We start from the raw sequence: 19,402 nt of genomic DNA on the forward strand, positions 1-19,402 counted from the left end.
GGACGCTAATTGTACCACCCCACCGACCATCAGTTTTTATTGACTTACGTGTTTTTACCAAATCAACAAAAAACGATACTGAATAACTATACTAAAAAAACATAAAAATTTTAATTATTTATATTTTTCTTTTATTTAAGTTTTTTACCCGTTTTAAAAAAATTCATTTTACAGCTACTCCCTTTTATATTATTATAGTCAAATAATGAAGGAGATGAGGTTGTGTCAGACTTGAATAAACAGAAGATTGTGGACAGTGTTCCTCAGACAGGTTTTTTTGGTCATCCTAAGGGATTATTGACGCTTTTTTTTACTGAATTTTGGGAGCGATTTTCTTACTATGGCATGAGAGCCATCCTTGTTTTTTATATGTATTACGAAGTATCACAAGGTGGATTGGGGCTAGATCAACCAACCGCTTTAGCGATTATGTCAATCTACGGTTCATTAGTATATATGTCTGGAATCATTGGCGGCTGGCTAGCTGACAGGATCTTCGGATCATCAAAAGCTATATTCTACGGTGGAATCTTTATTATGCTTGGCCATATCGTGTTAGCCTTTCCAGGAAATTTAGCGATGTTCTTTGTTTCTATGGTGCTCATTGTCCTTGGTACCGGGTTGCTAAAACCGAACGTTACAACCGTTGTGGGTGATATTTACAGTGAAAATGATAATCGTCGTGATGCAGGATTCAGTATTTTCTACATGGGGATTAACCTTGGTGGATTTCTTGCTCCGTTAATTGTCGGAAAAGCGATGGATACAAGCTTTCATTTAGGATTTGGTATTGCAGCTGTCGGGATGTTTATAGGGTTAGTCGTTTTTGTGGTTACAAAGAAAAAGTACTTAGGACTTGCTGGTACCACTGTACCAAACCCCTTAACGCCTAGCGAAAAAAAGAAAACCTATACGATTTTCGGTTTAAGTGCAGCTGTGATCACTGCGTTTGTTGCTCTCGGTATTCCAATGGGCTTTCTTACATTCGATGTTTTTATTGCACTTGTAGGAGTTTTCGGGATTTTAACACCGACGATTTACTTTTTTATCATGTATCGAAGTCCTAAAACGACTGCAGTGGAGCGTTCACGCATTATCGCGTACATTCCGCTCTTTATCGCTTCTGTCATGTTCTGGGCCATTCAAGAGCAAGGAGCAACCATTCTTGCTGTCTATGCAGACCAACGTGCAAATCTAGAATTTCTAGGATTTACGATTTCACCTGCTTGGTTCCAATCATTAAATCCATTATTCATTATTCTTTTAGCACCCGTTTTTGCATGGGTTTGGGTAAAAATTGGCGATCGACAGCCAACCGTCCCTGTTAAATTCTCATTAGGTTTACTATTTGCTGGATTATCATTTCTTGTCATACTCGTACCAGGGTATCTTAATGGCGCGGAGTCATTAGTCAACCCGTTATGGCTTGTTTTAAGCTACTTCATCGTTGTGCTTGGAGAACTATGCCTGTCGCCAGTTGGTCTTTCAGCAACAACAAAGCTAGCGCCAGCTGCCTTCTCAGCGCAAACCATGAGCCTGTGGTTCCTAACAAACGCAGCAGCTCAAGGAATTAACGCTCAGATCGTTAAGTTCTACACACCTGCCACTGAAATGGTTTACTTTGGAGTGATTGGTGGAACGGCGATTGTGCTAAGTATCATTCTCTTCTTATTCGCTCCGAAGATTCAGGGGTATATGAAGGGTATTAAATAAATGTAAAAATCCTCTGACCTTGTCAGGGGATTTTTGCATTTATTTATGTTTTTATCGTGTAAGTCACGGGATAACCAGGTACATCGATTCATTCGTAATGTTGAAGTACAATAGGTAACTGGCATCGTTATCTCATGAATTATTCTAAGCATTCCTAAACCTAATTCACAACAATACGTGGCCTTCAATAGTTAGGAGGAAAATATAACAAAAAACCAGTTCCCTACGTGAAGCCACGCAGGAAAACTGGTTCTAATAACCAAAAAATCATACTGGTTAGATTTATTTTGTCAACGAAATCTATGTGACCAAAAAATAGTAAACAACTTGCTCTAACTCTTTATTCCAGCAATTATCAATGCAACACTAAATAATTCCTTGCATTCGCAAAACGAATTCCGCGATTAGGGCAGAACCTAAAAATGAACCTAATAGCACAAACATCGCAACGATTACGGTTTTCCAACCAAGCTTGACAAAATCAGTCCAGGACCGGCCGATCGCAATTCCTGCATAGGCAAGAATCGGTGTAGTCAGAGCAAGCAAATCAACCTCGTTCGTCCAAGTTACAATATAAGAAGAACCTGGTACCCCCGGCATCGAGATGATGATTCCAATAATTGCAATATAAGCGACGCTTGGAATTTTATATGGTAAGACTTTTTGAATGATAAGCCCCAGCAAACAAATAATGATAAGCGTTACAATACCCGGAATCGCTTTCATAGGTAACACATCATAACCAACCCAATTTCCAACCATGGCAACAATACCAAAAATCAGTAAAAGAAGCGTCCATTCCTGAATATTTTTTAGCATTGTTTACCCCTCCCTATTCTCTTTATACTTCCTTCTTTTTGTCAAAGTAGCATAGAACTTTTCTGTTAAAGGTAGACCAATTAGCATACTCATATACAACCCTGTTGAGAGTGATAATAGATTACTAGCTCCTGCAAATGCGATAATATCCGTTTCGAACTGAGGAAAAGTGGTAATCAATGACCCACTTGCTGCCGCCATCATACTTCCACTTCCTATCCCTGATGCCATCGCAAACGAAAGAGGATGAAGAGGGGTCAGGGTAGCCAGGAAACCCGAAATCACTCCCATAAATACAGCACCAAATACGGTTCCAAAAATATAGATGGCCATGACTCCTCTTCCTTCTGGAGAATTAAAACCATACTTATCCATGATCAATCCTACATTTGGTTCCCTTGCTACGGAATGAGTCATGCCTATACTCTCTCTCTTTAAACCCAGCGCGACAGCCAACGGAAGGGCAATGAATATTGTTCCTATATTTCCAAGTTCCTGCAATAACAGAGCAGGTCCCGCTGCAATAATTTGTGGCAGAGTAGGTCCAATAATCACGCCAATTTTCGCAATGAGTAATGTCACGCCCAACACGATAAGTGGTTCTGCGTTTTTGGATTGCTTTTCTTTAATAAGCGGTGTAAAGAATAGACCTAGTCCTATCAATAGCGCATAAATCATCGGAAGTAACAGAACGACTCCTGGACCTAATGAGAATTGATGTGTACCGATAAGTTCTGTCAGCATCACAATTCCAAAAACGATTGTATGTAAGCGCCAATCTTTCCAAATATAACGGTGCAGATCAGTCAAAATATCTCCTCCAATTTCTTGATCATTCCCGCTACTAACCTACTCGCGGCCAACACTACGAGAGTGCCCAAACAGGACGAACAGCTATTATATGTATCTGAGATCATTTTTGGAATTCCTTCTGAAATAAGAACATATGTAAAAATCAAAAGTCATAATGTAACCATGAACACACTCGTACCATGCACAGTTTCACGTAAGACCGTAAATCCTTTAAACTAGAAAAACAAATGCCCAAACTCCCCTGAACGATTCTAGTTTTAGTCCCACCCAAACTCGTTTCCGACACCATTTTCCTTCTAAGCTTCAACTTTATTTGCTGACATTTCTCGAAGGAGGTACTTTTGAATTTTCCCAGAAGCGGTCATTGGATAGGAATCAATGAATTCAATATATTTAGGGATTTTATGATAAGAAATTTTCCCTTTGCAAAAACTACGAATGGATTCAGCATCGAGTTGCTCCCCATCTTTTGAAATGATCCACGCCATCAACTCTTCTCCGTATTTCGGATCCGGCACGCCAACAACTTGAACATCTTGAATAGAAGGATGCTGATACAGAAATTCTTCAATTTCTCGTGGATACACATTCTCTCCACCACGAATGATCATATCTTTCATTCGGCCAGTGATTTCAATGTACCCATCGTCATCTAAAATCGCGATGTCACCCGTGTGGAGCCAACCTTCGCTATCGATTACCGAACGAGTCGCTTCTTCGTTTTTATAGTACCCTTTCATAATTAAATATCCGCGCGTGCACAGTTCACCTGGTGTACCTGTTTCAACTTCATTACCTGTAACTGGATCAATAATTTTCACATCGACATGTGGATGAGATTTTCCAACAGTTGCGACACGCTTTTCAATCGGATCATTTGATTTCGTTTGTGTAATGACAGGTGATGCTTCTGTCTGCCCATAACAAATGGTAATTTCATGTGCACCCATGTCCTCGATAACTTTTTTCATCACCTCAATTGGACATGGTGATCCCGCCATAATTCCTGTACGTAAAGTTGATGTATCAAATTGTCTGTAGTCAGGATGATTTAACTCGGCAATAAACATCGTAGGAACCCCGTGAAGCCCTGTACATTTCTCATCTTGAACAGCTTGTAAAACTCTCTTCGGTTCAAACTGCTCCACTAATACCATGGTCGATCCATGCGTCACTGCTGCAAGCGTGCCCAGCACACAACCAAAACAATGAAAAAAAGGAACAGGGATGCATAATCGATCCTCTGGTGTTAAATTCATAAAATCGCCAATGATTTGAGCGTTATTCACAATATTTGTGTGCGTCAACATGACTCCTTTTGGAAACCCAGTTGTTCCAGATGTATATTGAATGTTGATGACATCGTCATGATGAAGCATTTTCAATCTAGTATTCAGTTGTTCATCCGATACGTGATGAGCAAAGGATTCAAACTGACTCCACGTATAAATACCCGCATACTCGCTTTCACTCATCACAATCACACGTTTAAAGTGCGGAAATTTCTTCGAACGAATATTACCTTTTTTAGATGATGCTATTTCAGGGCATATCGAATTAATGATGTCTATGTAGGATGTTCCTTTAAATTCTTCCCCTAAAATGAGTGTCGTTGCATCTGATTGATCCAACAAATACGCCAATTCATTTTCTTGATAATTAGTATTGACGGTCACTAACACAGCACCCATTTTCCCGGTTGCAAATTGACTAAGAAGCCATTCTTTTTTATTGTCGGACCAAATGGCTACATGTTCACCTTTAGCAATCCCCATCCCCATAAAAGCTTTTGCTAATTGATCTGTTTCATGATCAAATTCCTCATACGTTTTTCTGATCCTATGTTCTGGATATACATATGCTTCCGTTTGAGGATAGTTTTTCGCTATTTCTCGAACTACGCTTCCTACGGTTTGATGCTTTAACATCTTCACATCCCCTTTCGACTATTTTTGAATAAACCTATATTATCATAACATTCAGACTAATTTCATTTAATTTTCGCACTCCTCCTTGTAAAAAGGAATAAGTAGCCGCTTAACAGTAAAAACAAGTCTAATATTCACTATTTCACTATATAGATTTAAAAATAAAAGTATTTGTTCACTGATTAACTCTTTCACGTTTTCACTGCTCTACTACACCGTAGAAAATAAAACCGATAGGAGGCAATGAGATGGCTGGGCTCCAGCGATGGTCACAACGTTTTTACCAATACGGAAACCTCTATGTCCTACTGAGCGCTTTAGCCATATTTACTATTTTCATCACGATTATCTTACCATCGGAAGCCGAAACATTAGCAGCAAAAACAAGTAGTAATCGTTCTCCAGATACCACACTTTTTTATTCAGCAGAAGAGCTATATGACATTGCCGAAGAATACGGTGATGAAGGACGTGCTGCCTATGTCCACTCTCGCTATACGTTTGATGTGGTATGGCCTCTCGCCTTCACCTTCTTCTTAACAGCAGGAATGTCCTTTTTCTTCAGGCCATTAACGTTCTCTAAATGGAAGCTCATCAACCTCTTGCCGATCGTAGGAATGCTATTCGACTTCTTAGAAAACACCGCCGCTTCCATTGTCATGCTGCGCTTTCCTTCTACCACTCACGTCATTGCCCTGTTCACTCCTTTTTTCACCTTACAAAAATGGCTGTTCATTTTTGCAAGCTTTACCCTTCTTTTCGTAGCACTTATTTATCGTGTGATTCATACCATTAAAAAAAGAAAGTCGCTGTGAGTGCGGCTTTCTTTTCTAGGAATTTATTTAGTTGATCTGAACAAATCGATTTCTACGAATTTATAACAACCGAAAAATAACAAACCGCTCATTTTCATCTTGTTCATATCGCTTCGGCACCCTTACTTCCATGAATAATTCAAAAGCCGTTCGATCGTGGAGAAACTGCAAATATTCCGAGGTTGGATAATAAAGTATCAGATCTACCGCACGTGGCTCTTGTTCAACCGACCGCAAAATATTGTTAACTACCTTCATGAAGATCTGAATCGAGAATGGATTAAAGAAATAAAACTTATTTTGAGCTCTCTCTACCCCATACTCTTCCGCAAGGCATCGTTCAAAAAGGACGCTCCCAGTTGTTTTCTTAACCTTTTGCATATAGCTTGCCTGATTTTCTAACGACTCTTGGTATAGGTGACCATTCACGTCCACCCCTGTCACGGTCAGTTGAAAATGGTGATGCAGAAAAAAAGAAACCCTACCTTTCCCGCAGCCGTAATCCACCAGATCATCTGTCCACTTCAGTTCATACTCCTCAACTAGTACTTCCAGTGCATCATATGGCGTTGCCTCATACCGATTTTGATGAACCGATCCACTCAACGCCTGCAGCCCACTAGACGTCTTGATTCTTAACATGCGATCATACGCGTGTTCGTTCATAAGATGACTCCTGTCTACTAACTAATTTACTCGTTCTTTAAACAAATCATAAAATCATTTGTCACGGTCACTTAATGCCTTTATATACCGCTTGGCTGAACGTTGTACTACTTCATCTGCATTGTTTTTTACAATTCGATGGAAAGCGTTGTATAGCCGCTCAAACTTTAATGGTTCTACTATTCTCGCCATTTGTCCTACTTTACTCGCAGGCAGAGGAATTAGATTTGGGTAACTATACATAAAACTAACCCAATTACGATCAGCAACGACTTGAATAATATCACCTGTCAAAAGAACATTGTCATTTCCTACTTTGAAGAGAAGCGTTCCACACTCAAAATGTCCACCTAATCGATAAAGAGTAATGTTTTCAGATAAGGAAAGTGTTTCACCTTCCCAGAACACAATACGACGATCTGATCGCTGAACCCACTGACGATCGCTTTCATGTATGTAAACGTTACAGTCAAAAGCTTCCGCCCACTCTATTTGAGCTGAATAATAATGGGGATGTGATAAAGCAATGCCTTGAATCCCCCCGATTTTATTGATTTCCTCAATGGTTTTTCCATCAACATTCGAGGTTTGCAACAGTACTAGATAAGTGAATGAGAATAAAACCATTTTACTTATTAAAAATCCAGATAGAAATGAACGCTACAAACAGTAGCCCCCAGACTACCATTTCTTTTATTTTACTTTTATCGCTCATTTCTTTCTTGTATACATGCCAATATACATGTCTAAGAGTAATAATAATACCGTATAAATACAAAAAGATATATATGACGATCATGTTGAATGTTAGTTCATCAGATAAAATAACATGAAAGAAAAAAATAGGAATCATTATCCCTATAAATCCACCCAAAGGGACTGTTATATATGCTTTCCACATATTTTTTTTATTCAAATTAAGATCCTCCTACAGTGTTATTTTCTCCTCCAATGTAAAATTAAGTACGAAGTAAACAACTATCGTAAGAGGCATAAACAAACCAATCAAAAAGATAATTCGTACATTCGTACTCAACATTCCAAAAAACTCCGCTATTCCTCCACAAACCCCAGTAAACACTTTGTCTGTTGATGATATCATTAGTTTACTCATTTTTATATCTCCTTTCACAGAAAACCCCTCCACCAACTCTAGCTCCTTAAGATTTTTTGTCGGAAAACACCGAACGAAATGAGTGATTACTCACTTCTTTAAATCCAATAAAACCACTATACTATTAGTAAGTGATTACTCACTTTATAAAAGGGGTGAATGCTAGTGGAATCATCAAAAGGGATTGTAGGAATTCATAATGTTTCAAAATGCTATGGGAAAGAACATGTTCTTAAAAAGATTGATCTAGACATCATGAAGGGAGAAATTTTCGGTTTACTTGGTCCTTCAGGAGCTGGAAAAACAACGCTTGTAAAACAATTAGTCGGCTTGGACCTCCCTTCAGCCGGTGATATTTTTATTTTCAAAGAGGAGATACCTTCATTAAAACTGATCGAAAGAATAGGGTACATGGCCCAGTCCGATGCTCTTTATACAGAACTAACAGCGAAAGAAAATCTTGAATTTTTTGCAGCTCTTTATGGTTTAAAAGGGAGCAAAAAGAAGGAACGAATGAAAGAGGTCATGGATATTGTCCAATTAACCGATCATCTGAAAAAACTCGTTTCTAATTACTCTGGAGGGATGAAGAGAAGACTTTCTTTAGCCATTGCGCTATTGCATGATCCTGAACTTTTAATCCTAGATGAACCAACTGTAGGGATCGATCCCGTTTTAAGAAAGAGCATTTGGAGTGCATTTTACACATTAAAAGAAAAAGGGACCACTATTATTGTTACAACGCATGTAATGGATGAAGCAGAGAAATGCGATCGTTTAGGCATGATCCGTACCGGAGAATTAATTGCTGTAGGTACACCAGAACAACTAAAACAAGTAACGAAATCCTCTAGTATTGAAGAAGCATTTCTTGTGTATGGAGGTGCTTAAAATGAGAGTATTTGCTTTAGTGATAAGAATATTGAGACAACTCATACGTGACAAACGAACAATGGCTTTGTTAATTTTTGCTCCTATCTTAGTATTAACGATGCTTCACCTTGTTTTTAATGGAGATGATTATGTTCCAACAATAGGGATTGTCGATATACCTGATCCTATCTTAGAAAAATTGGACCTAAAAGATGTAGATATTAAGACATATTCCGACACAGACGCAGCAACGAATGATTTAGCTTCACAAAAACTAGATGGCTATTTATTTTTTGAAAATAATGCTCCCGACATCGTCCTAGAGGGAAGTGACCCAAGTATAAACGCGGCTACGATGATGAGTTTACAAGAAGCTTTACAGCCGCTTCAAGGCAATGTTATGTCGGTTGAACCTAGTACGGAATACCTACATGGGTCTGGTGATATGGGGCAATTCGATTACTTCGGTCCTGTACTGCTCGGTTTTTTCGTATTTTTCTTTGTCTTTCTCATAGCTGGGGTTTCTTTTCTTAGAGAACGAACAACTGGAACGCTTGAACGACTTTTGTCTAGTCCGTTAAGAAGGTGGGAAATCGTCCTTGGCTATGTGCTCAGCTTCGGAATCTTTACAACGATTCAAGCTACTATTATTGCTTCTTATGTCATTTATGTTCTAGGGATGCTCATGGAAGGTTCCTTTATCAATGTTCTAATCATCACCTTATTACTTTCTCTCACAGCATTAACTTTAGGAATTCTACTATCTTCATTTGCGAATAACGAATTGCAAATGATGCAATTCATTCCATTAGTAATTGTTCCGCAAATTTTCTTCTCTGGCCTGTTTAATTTAGATACAATTTCGGATTGGCTTAGTTGGATTGGACCACTTACTCCTTTGTATTATGCGGCTGATGCATTACGAAATGTAATGGTACGAGGATACGGTTTTAATGATATATATACAGAATTACTTATATTAGCAGGATTCCCTCTTCTTTTTATGACGCTAAACATTTTAGCACTAAAAAAATATCGAAAAATATAGATGATGATCGAACTTTCCCTTGTTCCTGAATTATATACAATATAGCGTAAGTACGGATCGTAAAGGAGCTTAACATGTCTGATGACACAAAAATATTCGAAGAGCTTTTTGATGAGAATAAAAAATTAACAGAAAAACAAAAAAAAATCATTGCTGCAGCTATTGAGTCCTTTGCAGAAAAAGGATACGCAGCCACATCAACGAGTGAGATAGCAAACAAAGCGGGGGTCGCAGAGGGGACCATTTTCAGACACTATAAAACAAAAAAAGACTTGCTTTTAGCGATTGCCAGTCCCGTAATGGCTAAGTTCCTTGCTCCGTTTGTCATTAAAGATTTAAATAAAGTATTAAACCAAAAATATGAACACTATGAAGACTTTATGAAAGCAATGATCAAAAACCGAGCATTGTTTCTGAAGGAGAATATTCCTCTATTTCGGATCTTAATACAAGAGATACCTTTTCAGCCTGAACTTAAAGAACAATTCACAGAGCATGTTGCACAGAAAATCATCGACCGGCTTGAAAAAACAATTAATCATTACCAAGAAAAAGGACAAATTATCGAAATGCCCACCTACACCGTCATGCGAGTGACAATATCCACCATATTCGGGTATTTAATTGCTCGCTATATTCTCGCTCCAGAGGGGGATTGGGATGACGAAGTAGAAATTAATCGAACGGTGGAAATCTTAATGCATGGTTTAGCACCAAAAGAAGCATGACAATAGGATTTGTGAAAAAAGCGTTACGGGTGACTATCCCGTAACGCTTTTTCCTGTTATTCAATCGCTTCTAATATAGCCTTTGCCACGCCACTTTCATTATTCGTTAATGTAACAAAGTCACAGTTTTTCTTTATGTCCTCTGCTGCATTTCCCATCGCTACAGAGCGCCCCGCTATTTCAAACATTGAAATATCATTGTAGTTGTCACCAATTGCCACCGTATCTTCAAGATCGATCTGCTTTTCTTTAGCAAATGCCTCTAATGCTTTCCCTTTTTGTGCATTTACACTGTTAACCTCAATATTTCCATGTCCAGATGAAGTAATTGCCGTGCCAGGCAACTTATCTAAAAGTTTTTGTGCATTTGAGCGAAGATCCTCATCAAAGGAAAAAGCCAATAATTTATATACCTCATGTTGATCGCTACGTATTAATTCTTCATAATCGTCTATTTTTCGAACTAGACCTTTATGAAATCGACCTTCTGCCACTTTCAGTATGTCTTGTATATTTAACTCAGGATTATCAATATGGTAAATTTCAGAAATAACTGTAACAGCCTTATCATCATCTATTGTATATGTCCCGTGATTTGTATAGATTTCAAAGTAAATTCCTTTGTCCTTTAATATCCCCATCGCTGTTTTAGTAATCTCTTTATCTAATGGATTTGAAGCCAAAATATCACCTTTTGTCGACCTTGCTTCTGCACCATTCACACATAGAACTGGACAAGAAACTCCTGCTTCATCGAGCACATAACGTGCCTCTTTATACGATCTCCCTGTTGCAATGACTACTTCAACCCCTAAAGATTGTGCTTTAGCGACCGCTTCCAAGTTTTGATCTGAAACTTGTTGAGCTGAGTTCAAAAGCGTGCCATCCATATCAATTGCAATACATCTTACCATTCAGTTCACCTTCTATATCTTTTGATTCTACTAGTTTAACACGAATTAATTATTTTATTAAAATCTTATATGTACGTGGTTCTTTTATTCATATTAATAATAAGGTTATTAATGCTAATATATTAATTATTTTATAGGCACGCTAAATAACCTTGCCTTCCTCCTATGGTGCAAAGTTATTTGGCTCTTTTTATTAAATTTAGTTACTACATACTCCAATTTTGTGTAACTAATCATTTTCTTAAAAGGGTCAAGAGCTAACCATCTGACCACCATTCACGTGTAAGACTTGACCACTAACATAACGAGAATCATTCGATGCTAAATATACATAAGTAGGAGCAAGTTCAAACGGTTGGCCAGCTCTTTTCATTGGTGTATTCGTTCCATAAACCATTACATCTTTTGCAGAAAACGTAGATGGTATAAAAGGTGTCCAAATGAGTCCAGGTGCAACAGCGTTTACACGAATGCCTTTGTCAGCCAACGATAAAGACAAAGACCTCGTAAATGTAACGATCGCACCTTTGGAGGCAGAATAATCGATTGAATTTGATAGACCTTGACCAGCAACAATCGAGGCTGTATTAATAATAGTGTTTCCTGAATTTAAGTGGGGAAGGACTGCTTTCGTTAAAAAGAAAAAGGCGAAGATATTGGTTCGAAATGTCCGTTCAAGCTGCTCTTTTGTTATATCTAGAATACTATTTTGATTGTATTGAACACCGTGATTATTGACTAATATATCGATTTTCCCAAAAGCTTGGAGGGCTTTGTCCACGACGAAATTTGACATTTTTTCATCTTGCAAATCCCCTGCAATTAAGATGCATTCTCCTCTAAGCTGCTTAATACGCTCTTCGGTTTCTTTTGCATCACGATGCTCATTTAAATAAACGATAACAACCTTAGCTCCTTCTTTCACAAAATGATAAGCAACCGCTCGCCCAATCCCGCTATCCCCACCAGTAATAATAGCTACTTTCCCTTGTAATTTCCCCGATCCCCTATAGTAAGGCGATTCGGATATAGGTCTTGGCACCATTACATATTCATAACCCGGATGAATATCTTGATGCTGAGGTGGAAATGCGATAGGAACAAGCTTTGTTTGCTTCATATAGCCATAGTTCGGATAAACAGGATACATACATAACCCTCCTCCATATGCTCCCCTTAGGTTATTCGAACTATTATTGAATTGTGTCTTTGAAGATACATCCATTGACCTTTTTCTTTTACATATGTTCATCCACTCTCCAAGGGTCATTGGTTGTTTTAAGATGACTTCGTACTCTTTCGTCTAATTCAGGACCATATTGATGTACCCAACGCATAATTGGTCTATGAGAAATAGATAAACCCCATTCCTCCATCATTTCCACCAAATCACGAAGACTTAGGTTGTACAGTAGACTTCACTTTTAGTTAGGGGTACCTACTTAAATCCACCGACATAAATGTGGCTATACTTCATATATTGTATAGAAAAAATTTGTTTGAAGAGAGGTTATAAAATGGGAGAAGAACACACTAAATCAACGACCTGTTGTGCTTGTAACGGTGCTGGAATTGCGTTAGGACTCTTTTCGCTAGGTCTCTTTTTAGTGATATCCACCGCATTGGTCCTATCCGCATTACTTTGGAGTATAACGGCCATTGTGGTCTTAATCATCAGTGCTTTTTTGGTACTCATCGTCTTGTTTATGATTTGGAAATTAGTGAATGATTGTGTGTCCAAACGTCGAGGGAAACATTGTTAATCCTAAATTCATATTATTTAATGGGAAGAGCATTCCTTCCCCTTTTTAATAGAAAAGTGGTGAAAATGTGAAAAAGAAACCTTTTTTAATTTCGGTGGTATCTTTTGCCTTTTTCAGTGTCCTTCTCTTAGTTGGGGTTCTCTTTGTTCAATTTAAAGTCCTCATTGTTGGTGATGGATTTCAATTTACGAATATTCAAGATGCTGTCGATGCGTCAAATCCAGGAGATATTATTTTAGTGACATCCTCCTTAAGTCCATACGAGGATGATGTGAACATCACAAACAAGAATCAACTGAAAATTATAGGATTAGGTAAACCTGTTTTAGATGGATCAACGCTTGCTCCTGGGACTAATGGAATAACGATTTCAAATTCATCTCGGATAAGAATACAAGGGTTAACGATACAAAAATACAGATTTAATGGTTTCACTGGTGGTGGTATTCTTGTAGAAAATTCTTCTAACAACAATCTCTTTGTAAAAAATAAACTGAGGGACAATGAAGGTGAAGGTTTTCTTGCATTTGAGTCTACGAGAAATACCTTGTTAAAAAATGAGGTGACCTCGAGCGGTGATCACGGGATACGATCAGATATTTCCCAGAATGACGTTCTTATAGGAAATAAAAGTATTGAGAATGCCGCTTTTGGAATTTTAATAAACTCTCCGAATAGCTTGGGTATTGGAAATAAAGCGATTGGAAATGAAGGTGGCGGGATCGATGTTGAGGACAAAACAATTTTCATTGGAAATGAGCTTGTTGAAAATAGCGGTAATGACAATTTCGATGTAGATGGTGACCGTAATATTCTAGTAGGAAATACGCTTGTTCGAAATATCGATGATGCTTTTAATTTAGATGGAAATTTCAACATTGTGATTGGAAACAAAGCAATAGAAAATACTGAAGCTGGTTTTATAATTGATGATAATCAACACAATAACGTTGTGATCGGAAATCAATCCATTAACAATTTACAGGATGGAATACTAGTAGATGATGAGGCTTTTGATAACATTGTGATGGGAAATGTGTTTATTGGAAATAAAGAAGATGGGATCAGTATAGGGGATCTGACCCATAATAACACGTTCAAAGGAAATACGGTGATTGGAAATGCAAGGGGCATTTTCATTCGAAATAATGACTCCACTTTTGACCAAGAAAATAACATTGTTAGAAATAAAATTGTTAGAAATGTAGGTGCAGGGGTTTTCTTTGAAGGCGCTACCGGCAACACCATTCAAAATAACAAAATTGATAAAAATGGAGTAGGAATTTCCCTTAGCCCACAGGCTCCAACTTTAGCCCAAAAAAATGTGATTACCAAAAATTCTATTGTACGAAACAAAGGTGATGGGATTATTTTTGAAGAAAGCATCGATAATACCATTCAAAAAAATAAGATTAACGGTAATGAAGCGAACGGTATTTTACTAGATGTTAATTCCACCGACAACCGTGTCCTGTTCAATCGAGCATTCAAGAATGTCCTGATTGATATTCGAGATGATGACGATAATTTCTTCGAAGGAAACAAGTGCGGAACATCATTAGGTGGTAATGTGGATTGTCCGAATTAAGAGCCAAACTTGGCTCTTTTTTGTGTGCTACGGGCAGTCGTGTGTTTTGTTACACAAAACGATCGAACTTACAATTTTTTCTCTATTTATACATTAATTTTGAAATTGAATTGTTCGGATTGTTCCCTAATACTTATCCATTAAACCTTCCCATCAATACGGTATTATAGTAGTTCCCGTCAGATAGAATTTTGTCCTTTTTTAAAATACCTTCCACTTCAAAACCATATTTTTTATAAAGCTCTATAGCTTTATCATTGGTTTCGAGAACATTCAAAGTTATTTTCTTAATTTCATTTGAGTCTGCCCAAAAAACTGATTCTTTTAAAAGGTTTTTTCCTATACCATATCCCCAATATTCTTTTAATACACAGACTCCAAATTCTACTTTATGAGAAGTTCTTTTTAAATTGTTACCTTCACATCTTGAAAAACCTACAATTCTTTCATTAACTTCAACAACTAAAAATAGGTTACTAATACTCTCTGTATCATTTTTAATTATCTGTTTAAAACCTGATTCATCTATGTAAGACTCGCCTTTTTCTCTATCTAAATTTTCTGTTTCGCCATCTATCTGTATTCTAACTTCAGATAAGTTTTTTGCATCTTTCTCTATTGCACTCCTTACAATATATCGTAAATCGCTAATGTGAAATTCTTTTTGATTAACCCTCATTAATACCCTCCCTTATGCGGCAAACGTCCCTTTTAAGTGAATAACAACATAGATAGACAAAAAATAGTTATTCGTACAAGCACTGTCAACTTTCTTTTCATATAATATAGTATATCTAAATATAAGAAGGGAGGTGAATAACTATGACGAAACATGTCGTACCAACGGATATTAATTTACCATCGTTGGATATTAAAAGTAATACTTGGTCTTCTCAAAAGATTTCTTCTGCAATAAATAGCATCGTTGAAGCCGTTGTATCTGAAACAGACACATATCTAATCGAATTAGATAGATGGGGCATTTCCAATAACTTAACTAACGCGTTCGATACATCTACAGGTATTAATAGTGCCATTCAGTGGGCATATGAAAACGGATATACGAATGTAATCTTCCCTAAGGGAGAATACTTGATTCATGAAGATATACCTATTCTCCCTCAGAGTAGAACGATTTATGACCTAAATGGGGCAAAATTTAGAATCCAAGACAATAAAATTGAAAAATATGCTATTTTTGAACCTACAGATACAGAATATACAACGATAAAAAATGGTATTTTACAAGGTGATAGGTACTCTCACGATTATTATGAGGGGGCTGTACAGTGGAAAAGTAATACCGTTTATTCTATCGGTGACAAAGTTATTCCAGTAGGTCAAATAGGCGGAGAAACAACTCATGGTATAGCGCAATACTACTTCGAATGTACGTCTTCTGGCCTATCAAGCACAACAGAACCTATATGGGAATCAGAGCCTATAAAAGATGGGAATACCGTCAATGATGGTTCCGTTATTTGGACAGCTGTTCACAGTGGTACTCATGAATGGGGAGCCGGTATAGAATTAAAAGGGTTGTGCAGATTTACAGTTATTGAAAACTGCGAGATTTATGAAACGACTGGTGATGGAATTATTACTAGTGGAGCTTATAATCAAAAAGGCGTTGTCTATAAAACTAATATTGTAGAAGGATTTATTAACACTGATACTGGTACTATAGAAACATCAGATGAGTGGATTAGAACCAATAGAAGTTACAGTTTAACAGATTCACAAATTCAATCAAACGGTTATATTGCACTATATGGAAATGGTTACGGAAAATGGTACTTTGAAGTTAAACACTACAATGCTTATTTTTATGACATTGATGGTAACTTTATTTCAGTGGAGGAAAACGTAATATGGAATACGCCAATATACTTTCCTAAAAATGCAGATCATGTATATTTTTCAATCAATCAACCTATGCCCGACCTAGATTCAATAGAGGGTGACAGATTTGCAGAATTTAGAACACAATCGAATGTTGAATTTACTGTCATTCGCAACAATAATATTCATCACACAAGAAGAACAGGAATGGCTCTGGGATATTGTAGACAAGTAATTGTTGAAAACAATGAGATCCATCATGTATCAGGGGCTGCTCCAGAATGTGCCATTGATGTTGAAGATGGTAACTGGACAAATCAGCACTATCACTTTGAAAGAAACGTATGCCACCATAACGGGTTTTATGATTTAATTTTATTTTCTGGAGTGTACATTACAGTCAAAGATAACGTATTTAGTTCAACTTGTACAACAAATAATAATGTTCAGCATAGCTATTGGACAGGTAACAAATTCCTCCAAGATAGTCGCATGCTGGCTGCTGGTGAAATGATTATGAACGCTAACTATTTTTATGGCTCCTATCTCCAACTAACTAAAGGGAAAGAGAAGTTGATTTCAAATTGTATATTTGAAAATTCCTGGCTTGTACTAGACATTGATACTCCGTACACTTCTACTATTTCAAATTGTCGTTTTACCACAAATAATAATGCCAAGCTATTAAACATGTATTACAAAATTAGATTCCTAGGCGAAGCAGTCATTATGAAAGATTGTGTATTTACAGGGACAGATGAAATTTTAAGCCCTACTCATGTCATGAACGATGTTGGAAGCGGATACATTTTTGACGGAGTTATTTTCCATAAAACCAAGGGATTGGCGTTACCTAATGGAACATATGAAAACTGTAAATTCTTTGATTTAGAGGGAAATGTTTATAATCAAGGGCAAAGAGGTGAACTTGTTGTAAAGAATTGTATGTTTAAAAACCTAGCTACTAATGGTGGGTTAAAAATTAAAAATGCAACCAATGTAAAAATAATTGATAATGAGTTTACTATTAGTGGAAAAAGCAGGTATGCTATTAAGATTGAGGACATAGATAATGGAATCATTCAGGATAATCTTCTTCAAGGTAATGATATGAACTATTATGCCGTATCTCCATTGATTGATGTACCCTCAAGTTTTAATGGGACTAGACTTGTTATTGCTAGAAATACTTTCAGTACTAATCACCAAACACTAATGGCAATTAAAACGATTGATGCTGTGTCAGTTAATCCTATTATCATTAATGATAATGAAATGGATGATTGTACCCTGAATTTACGTCCATCTGATCATGAAGTAGATTCATATTACTATCCAAACTAATTAAAAACAAAGGAAGTGGATAATTCCCCTTAGTCCTTTGTTTTTGACTGTAAGCGAGATACACTGAAAATCCTTCAATGGAACATAATGGTTTTGGCTTTATTACCTTCGATTAGAACGTGGAACGTTTTACAAAAAAACCTTATTTGATACGGTTCACATTAGTGTAGCTAAATAAGGTTTACAGTAAAAAAGTGCCTGTCATTTTCGAATTCTATAATGGTAAGACAATTTCGTTTTATAACAGGCACTTTTAAAATTCAAACTTAATTAAAGTTGTACGGTTATTCTATTATTACTTTTATTTAGGAAGTGTTTGCGTCTATTTTGACTAAACCCCAACTTTATATTCTGACATTTTCGAAGGAGTTACTTTTTTTCTTTTACAATAAAGCAAGCCAATGGATTTGGCACTAATTTGGTATCTTCCTTTCATATTATTGAATAATGCCACAACTTTTCTCCTTATTTTAAATCCAGTATGCAAACTGACAGATGTTGACACAACAAACTCTTCTAATCCTTCATCTCTTTTCATACATTTTGAAGACGAGAGACATCCTTCATTCCAAAAAACAATATAAATCCTATTTTTCCAAAACATTCATTTTTTTCTTGATGGCATTTAGTTTCTATGGGATGATAGAGTTCGATTCACGTAATAACAAAGGTATATTTTGTCTCATCCCCTTTCAAAGCTTTTGGATAAAGCGGTAGGGTCTGATATTTCATATAAGAAAGTACATACAGAAGGGAAGTGAGTACATGGTTCGGAATCCAGCAGGTTTTTGGATTCGAATAGGCGCACACCTCATTGAGTCTATTATGTTTATCGCGTTGTATTTTATTTTTGGTATTATTTCGTTTGGATTTATTCTGGGTATTTTCGATGTGATTGGATTTTTATACCCGCTGTTACTTCCGGTCTTATGGGGCGGATACACGATCGGAAAATACGCGTGTCAGATACGCATAGTGAAAGTAAATGGAGAAAATGTGACCCTTTGGACCATGATTAAACGTCATATTTTTGGCACCCTAATATATGGAGGGCCATTTCTTTTTGCTTTAATCATTTCAATTTTAATCTTGTGGGGGAATATTGAAGAGTTCAACTCTTGGACTTTCGAGGGATATATAGAACAAATCGACGAACAAATCGGTGTCGATAGTGATTCTGCTTTGATTGCTCTTTTGCTGCTCTTTTTTGGTGTGCTTGGGTCATTTGCGGTCGCGTTAATTAGCGCAATTATGGTTGGAGCGCGCAAAGATAAACGCTCAATTCACGACTTGGTCGCTGGAACTTACGTGACCTATGACCCACCAGGTGAACCTACAGAACCAACAGGACCCGCCCCATCGATGGAATACACCGAGACCATTCAACCATCCGATAAATCATAGTAAAAACCCCTCACTTTCATTTGGCCAGAA

General features: G+C 37.1%; 18 protein-coding genes and 2 pseudogenes. 9 read left to right on the forward strand and 11 right to left on the reverse strand.

Annotated elements, in window-relative coordinates; translation table 11 throughout:
* The first annotated feature begins 222 nt into the window (after positions 1–222).
* Positions 223–1,713: a peptide MFS transporter gene (locus AB1471_RS04760; protein WP_367778588.1), complete on the forward strand. Its 1,491-nt coding sequence runs from the start codon at positions 223–225 to the stop codon at positions 1,711–1,713.
* A gap of 366 nt (positions 1,714–2,079) precedes the next feature.
* Here AB1471_RS04760 and AB1471_RS04765 read toward each other — a convergent pair whose 3' ends face one another.
* The 3 genes from AB1471_RS04765 to AB1471_RS04775 form a co-directional block, all read right to left on the reverse strand.
* A complete protein-coding gene (locus AB1471_RS04765) occupies positions 2,080–2,532 on the reverse strand; it encodes a hypothetical protein (protein ID WP_367778589.1) in 453 nt (150 codons plus the stop codon).
* 3 nt (positions 2,533–2,535) lie between these two features.
* Positions 2,536–3,342: a DUF3100 domain-containing protein gene (locus tag AB1471_RS04770; protein ID WP_367778590.1), complete on the reverse strand. Its 807-nt coding sequence runs from the start codon at positions 3,340–3,342 to the stop codon at positions 2,536–2,538.
* Positions 3,343–3,641: 299 nt separating this feature from the next.
* Positions 3,642–5,273, reverse strand: coding sequence for an AMP-binding protein (locus AB1471_RS04775; RefSeq protein ID WP_367778591.1), 1,632 nt, complete (start codon positions 5,271–5,273; stop codon positions 3,642–3,644).
* A gap of 248 nt (positions 5,274–5,521) precedes the next feature.
* Between AB1471_RS04775 and AB1471_RS04780 the strand changes: the two genes are divergently transcribed.
* Complete coding sequence (locus tag AB1471_RS04780; RefSeq protein ID WP_367778592.1) at positions 5,522–6,088, forward strand: hypothetical protein; 567 nt, start codon at positions 5,522–5,524, stop codon at positions 6,086–6,088.
* Between the two features lie 60 nt (positions 6,089–6,148).
* On the opposite strand, the gene AB1471_RS04785 is transcribed toward AB1471_RS04780, so the two are convergent.
* The 4 genes and pseudogenes from AB1471_RS04785 to AB1471_RS04800 all read right to left on the reverse strand — a co-directional run bounded on the left by AB1471_RS04785 (position 6,149) and on the right by AB1471_RS04800 (position 7,868).
* Positions 6,149–6,754 carry a class I SAM-dependent methyltransferase gene (locus AB1471_RS04785; RefSeq protein ID WP_367778593.1) on the reverse strand — a complete coding sequence of 202 codons (606 nt, stop codon included), beginning with the start codon at positions 6,752–6,754 and terminating at the stop codon, positions 6,149–6,151.
* A gap of 54 nt (positions 6,755–6,808) precedes the next feature.
* Positions 6,809–7,333 (reverse strand): annotated as a pseudogene (locus AB1471_RS04790) (MBL fold metallo-hydrolase); the annotation flags it as partial.
* Between the two features lie 49 nt (positions 7,334–7,382).
* Positions 7,383–7,670: a hypothetical protein gene (locus tag AB1471_RS04795; RefSeq protein ID WP_367778594.1), complete on the reverse strand. Its 288-nt coding sequence runs from the start codon at positions 7,668–7,670 to the stop codon at positions 7,383–7,385.
* 12 nt (positions 7,671–7,682) lie between these two features.
* Entirely contained in the window at positions 7,683–7,868 is a 186-nt protein-coding gene (locus tag AB1471_RS04800) for a PspC domain-containing protein (protein ID WP_367778595.1), read from the reverse strand.
* 159 nt (positions 7,869–8,027) lie between these two features.
* On the opposite strand from AB1471_RS04800, the gene AB1471_RS04805 reads away from it, so the two are divergent.
* The 3 genes from AB1471_RS04805 to AB1471_RS04815 all read left to right on the forward strand — a co-directional run bounded on the left by AB1471_RS04805 (position 8,028) and on the right by AB1471_RS04815 (position 10,517).
* Positions 8,028–8,759 (forward strand): ABC transporter ATP-binding protein, encoded by a 732-nt coding sequence (locus tag AB1471_RS04805; RefSeq protein ID WP_367778596.1) that lies wholly within the window; start codon positions 8,028–8,030, stop codon positions 8,757–8,759.
* A 1-nt stretch (position 8,760) separates the two neighbouring features.
* Positions 8,761–9,789, forward strand: a complete 1,029-nt coding sequence (locus AB1471_RS04810) for an ABC transporter permease (RefSeq protein WP_367778597.1) — start codon at positions 8,761–8,763, stop codon at positions 9,787–9,789.
* Positions 9,790–9,863: 74 nt separating this feature from the next.
* Positions 9,864–10,517 (forward strand): TetR/AcrR family transcriptional regulator, encoded by a 654-nt coding sequence (locus AB1471_RS04815; protein ID WP_367778598.1) that lies wholly within the window; start codon positions 9,864–9,866, stop codon positions 10,515–10,517.
* A 56-nt stretch (positions 10,518–10,573) separates the two neighbouring features.
* On the opposite strand, the gene AB1471_RS04820 is transcribed toward AB1471_RS04815, so the two are convergent.
* The 3 genes and pseudogenes from AB1471_RS04820 to AB1471_RS04830 all read right to left on the reverse strand — a co-directional run.
* Complete coding sequence (locus AB1471_RS04820; protein ID WP_367778599.1) at positions 10,574–11,431, reverse strand: HAD family hydrolase; 858 nt, start codon at positions 11,429–11,431, stop codon at positions 10,574–10,576.
* 250 nt (positions 11,432–11,681) lie between these two features.
* Positions 11,682–12,581 carry an SDR family oxidoreductase gene (locus AB1471_RS04825; protein WP_367778600.1) on the reverse strand — a complete coding sequence of 300 codons (900 nt, stop codon included), beginning with the start codon at positions 12,579–12,581 and terminating at the stop codon, positions 11,682–11,684.
* A gap of 56 nt (positions 12,582–12,637) precedes the next feature.
* Positions 12,638–12,846, reverse strand: a pseudogene (locus AB1471_RS04830) (IS6 family transposase); the annotation flags it as partial.
* A 102-nt stretch (positions 12,847–12,948) separates the two neighbouring features.
* Here AB1471_RS04830 and AB1471_RS04835 point away from each other — a divergent pair.
* Both AB1471_RS04835 and AB1471_RS04840 read left to right on the forward strand, forming a co-directional pair.
* Positions 12,949–13,194 (forward strand): hypothetical protein, encoded by a 246-nt coding sequence (locus tag AB1471_RS04835; RefSeq protein ID WP_367778601.1) that lies wholly within the window; start codon positions 12,949–12,951, stop codon positions 13,192–13,194.
* A gap of 67 nt (positions 13,195–13,261) precedes the next feature.
* Complete coding sequence (locus tag AB1471_RS04840; protein WP_367778602.1) at positions 13,262–14,782, forward strand: NosD domain-containing protein; 1,521 nt, start codon at positions 13,262–13,264, stop codon at positions 14,780–14,782.
* Positions 14,783–14,915: 133 nt separating this feature from the next.
* Here the strand turns inward: AB1471_RS04840 and AB1471_RS04845 are convergent, their stop codons facing one another.
* Positions 14,916–15,461 carry a GNAT family N-acetyltransferase gene (locus AB1471_RS04845; RefSeq protein WP_367778603.1) on the reverse strand — a complete coding sequence of 182 codons (546 nt, stop codon included), beginning with the start codon at positions 15,459–15,461 and terminating at the stop codon, positions 14,916–14,918.
* A gap of 143 nt (positions 15,462–15,604) precedes the next feature.
* On the opposite strand from AB1471_RS04845, the gene AB1471_RS04850 reads away from it, so the two are divergent.
* Complete coding sequence (locus tag AB1471_RS04850; RefSeq protein WP_367778604.1) at positions 15,605–17,968, forward strand: right-handed parallel beta-helix repeat-containing protein; 2,364 nt, start codon at positions 15,605–15,607, stop codon at positions 17,966–17,968.
* A 765-nt stretch (positions 17,969–18,733) separates the two neighbouring features.
* Positions 18,734–19,372: an RDD family protein gene (locus tag AB1471_RS04855; RefSeq protein WP_367778605.1), complete on the forward strand. Its 639-nt coding sequence runs from the start codon at positions 18,734–18,736 to the stop codon at positions 19,370–19,372.
* The last annotated feature ends 30 nt before the right edge of the window (positions 19,373–19,402 follow it).

The organism is Jeotgalibacillus marinus, from assembly GCF_040801915.1.
GTDB lineage: Bacteria > Bacillota > Bacilli > Bacillales > Jeotgalibacillaceae > Jeotgalibacillus > Jeotgalibacillus marinus.

Coding starts and splice junctions, on each gene's coding strand:
- AB1471_RS04765 (WP_367778589.1), bottom strand. CDS start 2,532: ATGCTAAAAAATATTCAGGAATGGACGCTTCTTTTACTGATTTTTGGT.
- AB1471_RS04855 (WP_367778605.1), top strand. CDS start 18,734: ATGGTTCGGAATCCAGCAGGTTTTTGGATTCGAATAGGCGCACACCTC.
- AB1471_RS04820 (WP_367778599.1), bottom strand. CDS start 11,431: ATGGTAAGATGTATTGCAATTGATATGGATGGCACGCTTTTGAACTCA.
- AB1471_RS04825 (WP_367778600.1), bottom strand. CDS start 12,581: ATGTATCCTGTTTATCCGAACTATGGCTATATGAAGCAAACAAAGCTT.
- AB1471_RS04775 (WP_367778591.1), bottom strand. CDS start 5,273: ATGTTAAAGCATCAAACCGTAGGAAGCGTAGTTCGAGAAATAGCGAAA.
- AB1471_RS04850 (WP_367778604.1), top strand. CDS start 15,605: ATGACGAAACATGTCGTACCAACGGATATTAATTTACCATCGTTGGAT.
- AB1471_RS04835 (WP_367778601.1), top strand. CDS start 12,949: ATGGGAGAAGAACACACTAAATCAACGACCTGTTGTGCTTGTAACGGT.
- AB1471_RS04780 (WP_367778592.1), top strand. CDS start 5,522: ATGGCTGGGCTCCAGCGATGGTCACAACGTTTTTACCAATACGGAAAC.
- AB1471_RS04845 (WP_367778603.1), bottom strand. CDS start 15,461: ATGAGGGTTAATCAAAAAGAATTTCACATTAGCGATTTACGATATATT.
- AB1471_RS04810 (WP_367778597.1), top strand. CDS start 8,761: ATGAGAGTATTTGCTTTAGTGATAAGAATATTGAGACAACTCATACGT.
- AB1471_RS04805 (WP_367778596.1), top strand. CDS start 8,028: ATGCTAGTGGAATCATCAAAAGGGATTGTAGGAATTCATAATGTTTCA.
- AB1471_RS04785 (WP_367778593.1), bottom strand. CDS start 6,754: ATGAACGAACACGCGTATGATCGCATGTTAAGAATCAAGACGTCTAGT.
- AB1471_RS04800 (WP_367778595.1), bottom strand. CDS start 7,868: ATGAGTAAACTAATGATATCATCAACAGACAAAGTGTTTACTGGGGTT.
- AB1471_RS04815 (WP_367778598.1), top strand. CDS start 9,864: ATGTCTGATGACACAAAAATATTCGAAGAGCTTTTTGATGAGAATAAA.